This window comes from Actinomycetospora sp. TBRC 11914 (assembly GCF_012933465.1).
Taxonomy (GTDB): domain Bacteria; phylum Actinomycetota; class Actinomycetes; order Mycobacteriales; family Pseudonocardiaceae; genus Actinomycetospora.
Genome location: NZ_JABBND010000056.1, coordinates 1 through 574, shown reverse-complemented (window position 1 = coordinate 574; position 574 = coordinate 1). Strand labels below are relative to the sequence as shown.

The 574-nt window shown below is 74.4% G+C and carries 1 pseudogene; it reads left to right on the top strand.

From position 1 onward, the window contains the following. Positions 1-574 (top strand): annotated as a pseudogene (locus HH311_RS30795) (cytochrome); the annotation flags it as partial.

Genomic DNA, 574 nt, shown 5'->3' with positions numbered 1-574 from the left:
GCGTACCGCGCCGAGATCGCCGCGCCGCGGCGCACGCTGCTCGAGCTGCTCGAGGCCCACCCCCAGGCGGCGATGGAGTTCGCGGTGTTTATCGACCTGCTGCCCGCGCTGCGCCCGCGCTACTACTCGATCTCCTCCGCGCCCACGGTCACCGACGACGCGGCGCTGACCGTCGGGGTCCTCGACGAGCCCGCCCGCTCCGGGCTGGGCCGCTACCGCGGGACCTGCTCGACGCATCTGGCCGCGGTCCCCGAGGGCGGCACGGTGTTCTGCCTGGTCCGCGAACCCACCATCGCGTTCCGGCCCCCGGACAACCCCCACCGGCCGATGATCATGGTGGGGGCCGGGACCGGGATGGCGCCGTTCCGCGGGTTCCTCCAGGAACGCGGCGCGCTGGCCGCCCAGGGCGTCCCGATCGCCGAGTCACTGCTGGTGCTGGGCTGCCGCGACCCCGAGGACGACCTGCTCTACGCCGACGAGCTCGCCCGCTACGACAAGGACGGCGTCGCCCGCCTGGTCACCGCCTGCTCCCGGGTGCCCGACAAACCCCGCCGCTACGTCCAGCAAGCCCTCG